Source organism: Serratia sp. 506_PEND (genome assembly GCF_001076875.1).
Classification (GTDB): Bacteria; Pseudomonadota; Gammaproteobacteria; order Enterobacterales; family Enterobacteriaceae; genus Serratia; species Serratia marcescens.
The window spans coordinates 1-4,218 of the sequence record NZ_JVEL01000052.1; the positions used below are offsets into that span (position 1 = coordinate 1).

Sequence of the window (4,218 nt, forward strand, 5' to 3'; positions counted from 1 at the left end):
AACACGGAAGATTTCAGCGCGGCGGTGGATTTCTTAGGGCTGCAAAAAGAGGTGGACCGCAACCGTATCGGGCTGCTCGGCATTTGCGGCTGGGGTGGCATGGCGTTAAACGACGCCGCGATGGATACCCGCGTTAAAGCAGTGGCAACAAGCGTAATGTACGATATGAGTCGGGCGATGGGCCATGGCGTGGGGGATGGCAAAGACCGTTATTCCACCGCTGACCGTCGTGCCGTTCTGCAGTATCTGAATGAACAGCGCTGGAAGGATGCGGAAAGTGGAACGTTCGCTCACGGCGCTCATGATATTAACGTCGACAGAAATGGCAAGGTCAGCGCGGGTCAGCGCATTCTGCCAGAAACCCTGCCGGCCGATCCGCATCCGGTGCTGAAGGAGTTCTTTGATTACTACCGCATGCCGCGCGGTTTCCACGCGCGTTCCGTTAACTCTAAGGGAGCGTGGACGGCAACGATGCCGCTGTCGTTTATGAATATGCCGCTGCTGAGCTACGCCAGTGAAATCACCATCCCGACGCTTATCGTGACCGGCGAGAAAGCGCATTCACGCTATTTTGCCGAAGATGCTTATAAGGCGGTCGGCAGTAAAGACAAAGAGCTGGTGATTGTCCCCGGTGCAAATCATGTGGACCTGTACGATAACGTTGCCGGAAAAATACCTTTCGCTAAGTTCGAACAATTTTTCAAAGCCAATCTGAAATAAACCCTCTACTGACAACATTAAAAGCCACCTGTCTACGCGGTGGCTTTATTCTGACTTTTGTGAAATCTGACTATGTCTATACTTAGCCAAACACCATCACCGAATAATCAGCACGCTCACTGGAGCGCCATTTTTGCCATGACCCTATGCGTCTTTGTGCTGATTGCATCGGAATTTATGCCCGTCAGCCTGCTTACGCCGATTGCCCGTGATTTAGGCGTGACGGAGGGACTGGCAGGACAGGGGATTGCCATCTCCGGCGCGCTGGCCGTCCTGACCAGCCTGACGCTTTCGGCGCTGGCTGGAAACAGGGATCGCAAGTCCCTGTTACTGGGGATGACGTTTCTGATGGCCGTGTCGGGGCTCGTTATCGCACTGGCCTCCAGTTATCTGGTGTATATGGCAGGTCGCGCGATGATAGGTATTGCGATCGGGGGGTTCTGGTCGATGTCTGCGGCAACGGCGATTCGTCTGGTGCCACAACATCAAGTCGCGCGTGCCCTGGCTATTTTCAACGCCGGCAATGCGCTGGCGACGGTAGTGGCAGCCCCGCTGGGGAGCTACCTTGGCGCCACTGTCGGATGGCGAGGCGCTTTCTTGTGCCTGGTTCCGATCGCGGTGGTGGCCTTTATCTGGCAGTGCGTTAGTTTGCCTGGTATGAACGGCAATAAAGCTCCTGCATCACGTGGAACCGTACTCCGCCTGTTCGCTCGTCCTGTTGTCTCTCTTGGCATGCTGGCCTGTGGCCTGTTCTTTATGGGGCAGTTTGCGCTATTTACCTATGTGCGCCCATTCCTGGAGACGGTGACGCGTGTTGATTCCTCTGGCTTGTCGTTGATTTTACTGATTATCGGCGTGGCCGGTTTTATTGGCACGCTGGTTGTCTCGGCATTCCTCAACAGGAAATTCTACCTAACGCTGATGGTTATCCCTGGGATGATGGCCGTCATTGCCGTCGCCCTGATTCTTACCGGGCATCACGTTTGGGCTGTCTCGCTGCTGTTAGGTCTCTGGGGCATGCTAGCCACCGCCGCCCCAACGGGATGGTGGACATGGATTGCCCGCACGCTTCCCGACAATGCGGAAGCCGGGGGCGGACTGATGGTTGCGGTGATTCAGCTCTCGATTGCGCTTGGTTCAACGACAGGAGGCATGGTGTTTGACCATCTCGGCTGGCAGAGCGCCTTTGCCATGAGTAGCATGCTGCTGCTTTGCGCCGGAGTGTTGACGTTTTTCACCTCACGCCAGAAGAGCAGTGCGCCTTAATCCGGCGAAGGCCCGCGCGCCAGAAACGTGGAAAGCGAGATGTCGCTGCGCACAGAGCGTACGCCCTCAAAGCTCTGGATCTTCATCAGGAAATTCTCCAGCGATTCGGTATCGGCGGCGCGTACTTTGATAAAGACGCAACCGTCCCCGGCAAAGGGTATGCAATTCTTCTACTTCCTTGCGGCTGGTGAACTGCAAAAGGGCGCGCGTTGCTTGATAGCTAAGCTGCTGGTATCGGTCACCAAAAACGTTACCACTTCATACCTCAAGGTCGCGTTCGCCATACCAAATAAGCCTCAGTGCGATGAAACAAATACCGAGGCAGGCTGCGCGGGCGGAATGGCGAAGTGACGCTGCATGCGTTTTATCTCCTCTGCCGGTGGCAGGCCAAACAGACGTTTGAATTCGCGATTAAATTGCGATGGGCTTTCATAGCCAACGGCGTAACTCGCGGCGGCGGCGGTGATTTGTTGGCGCACCATCAGCATCCGTGCCTGGTGCAAGCGTACCGATTTCACATACTGCATCGGCGGCATCTGCGTTATCGCTTTGAAATGGCTATGAAAGGTCGGCACGCTCATGCCGGCCAGCATCGCCAGCTGCGTCAGCGTTAACGGCTCCGCGTAAGTGGCGTGGATGTGCTGCAACGCTTTACCGATTTTGCCAAACTGGCCTTGCAAGGCCAGCGCGGCACGCATCGCGTTGCCCTGTGCGCCTGTCAGCACGCGGAAATAGAGTTCACGCACCCGCGCCGGACCGAGGATCGCCGCCTCAAGCGGGTTGTCCAGGACGTCAAGTAGGCGAAGTACGGCCATTTTTACCGCGCCGTCCATGGGGCTCGACATCATGCTTTGCGGCGCGACGGGAGGATACGGGGCGCCATGCTGTTCAATCTGCAACATCAGTTCAGCGGCAAGCTGAAAATCCAGATGTATATAAATCGCCAGCAGCGGATGCGCTGCCGACGCGTCGGTTTCCATCACAAACGGCACCGGCACCGAAACCGCCAGGTAGTGCTGCTCATCATATAAATAGGTCTGTTGACCGAAATAACCGCGTTTGCTGCCCTGGCAGACAATCACGATCCCCGGATCGTACAGCACCGGCGTTCTGGCAAGCGGGCGATCGGAACGCAAAATTCGCACATCAGGTAGGGCAGTGAGGTTGTATCCCTCTTGCACCGCAAGTCTATTCATCAGGGCAATCATGTCGGACATCCCACCACCTCATAAAATCAGGCAAGAAAAAGAGAAGATACGGCCTAAAAATGCGGCAGAGCAGAGAATACCATGCAACCTTCTTGGTTCATGGGAGTTCTTTTTATGGCATCTGCAAAAACGATTTTAATCACTGGCGTCAGCAGTGGCTTTGGCCAGGCGCTGGCACGGGAGGCCCTTGCCGTAGGGCATCGGGTTGTAGGGACGGTGCGCAACAGCGAAGCGCTGCAGGCTTTCGGCGCGCTCGATACGCAGCGGGCTTTTGGCTATCTGCTTGATGTCACGGACGTTGAGCGTATTGATGAGGTGGTTGGAGAGATTGAGTCCGCCGTCGGTCCGATAGATGTGCTGGTGAACAATGCCGGTTACGGCCACGAAGGCATTCTGGAAGAATCCCCGCTTGCAGAGCTGCGCCGCCAGTTTGACGTCAATGTGTTTGGCGCGGTGGCGATGATCAAAGCCGTGCTGCCGGGCATGCGCCAGCGCCGTCGCGGCCACATTATCAATATCACCTCAATGGGCAGTTTCATTACCTTGCCCGGTATCAGCTATTACTGCGGCAGCAAATTTGCACTGGAAGGGATATCAGAAGCGTTAAGTCAGGAGCTTACCCCGTTCAACATACACGTGACCGCAGTGGCGCCCGGTTCGTTTCGAACGGACTGGGCCGGGCGTTCAATGGTACGCAGCCCTCGCCGTCTCCCGGACTATGACGCGTTATTTGAACCTGTTCGTCAGGCGCGCCAGGAAAAAAGCGGCAAGCAACTCGGCGATCCGGTGAAGGCGGCTCACGCCATGCTGGCATTGATCGAGAGCCAGACCCCGCCAACGCATCTGTTGTTAGGCAGTGACGCATTAAGTTTGGTGCGGCAAAAGCTCGAGGCGTTAGGTCAGGAAATTAAACAATGGGAGAAACTGACCCGTTCAACGGATGGCTGAACGGTGTCGGGTAGGGAGGGCGTAGGGATCACCGATTATGACCGCCCAACAGCAAAAAGCCCGCTTAAGTTTCCTT

Annotated in this window: 5 protein-coding genes; 3 read left to right on the forward strand and 2 right to left on the reverse strand. The window is 56.0% G+C overall.

Annotated elements, in window-relative coordinates; genetic code table 11:
- Both ADK28_RS01690 and ADK28_RS01695 read left to right on the forward strand, forming a co-directional pair.
- Positions 1-720: alpha/beta hydrolase (locus ADK28_RS01690; RefSeq protein ID WP_048794709.1), on the forward strand; the 720-nt coding region annotated here is incomplete at its 5' end.
- Positions 721-858: 138 nt separating this feature from the next.
- Positions 859-1,986, forward strand: a complete 1,128-nt coding sequence (locus ADK28_RS01695) for an MFS transporter (RefSeq protein WP_048794710.1) — start codon at positions 859-861, stop codon at positions 1,984-1,986.
- Here ADK28_RS01695 and ADK28_RS33390 read toward each other — a convergent pair.
- Positions 1,983-2,147 (reverse strand): Lrp/AsnC ligand binding domain-containing protein, encoded by a 165-nt coding sequence (locus tag ADK28_RS33390; RefSeq protein ID WP_261140102.1) that lies wholly within the window; start codon positions 2,145-2,147, stop codon positions 1,983-1,985. The two genes, ADK28_RS01695 and ADK28_RS33390, sit on opposite strands and share 4 nt — an antisense overlap.
- Positions 2,148-2,282: 135 nt before the next feature.
- Entirely contained in the window at positions 2,283-3,203 is a 921-nt protein-coding gene (locus tag ADK28_RS01705) for an AraC family transcriptional regulator (RefSeq protein WP_033639898.1), read from the reverse strand.
- A gap of 105 nt (positions 3,204-3,308) precedes the next feature.
- Between ADK28_RS01705 and ADK28_RS01710 the strand changes: the two genes are divergently transcribed.
- Positions 3,309-4,142: an oxidoreductase gene (locus ADK28_RS01710; protein ID WP_048794711.1), complete on the forward strand. Its 834-nt coding sequence runs from the start codon at positions 3,309-3,311 to the stop codon at positions 4,140-4,142.
- The last annotated feature ends 76 nt before the right edge of the window (positions 4,143-4,218 follow it).

What these genes read in the sequence shown, in the direction of transcription:
- ADK28_RS01710 (WP_048794711.1), top strand. Translation starts at nt 3,309, where the DNA reads ATGGCATCTGCAAAAACGATTTTAATCACTGGCGTCAGCAGTGGCTTT.
- ADK28_RS01695 (WP_048794710.1), top strand. Translation starts at nt 859, where the DNA reads ATGACCCTATGCGTCTTTGTGCTGATTGCATCGGAATTTATGCCCGTC.
- ADK28_RS01705 (WP_033639898.1), bottom strand. Translation starts at nt 3,203, where the DNA reads ATGTCCGACATGATTGCCCTGATGAATAGACTTGCGGTGCAAGAGGGA.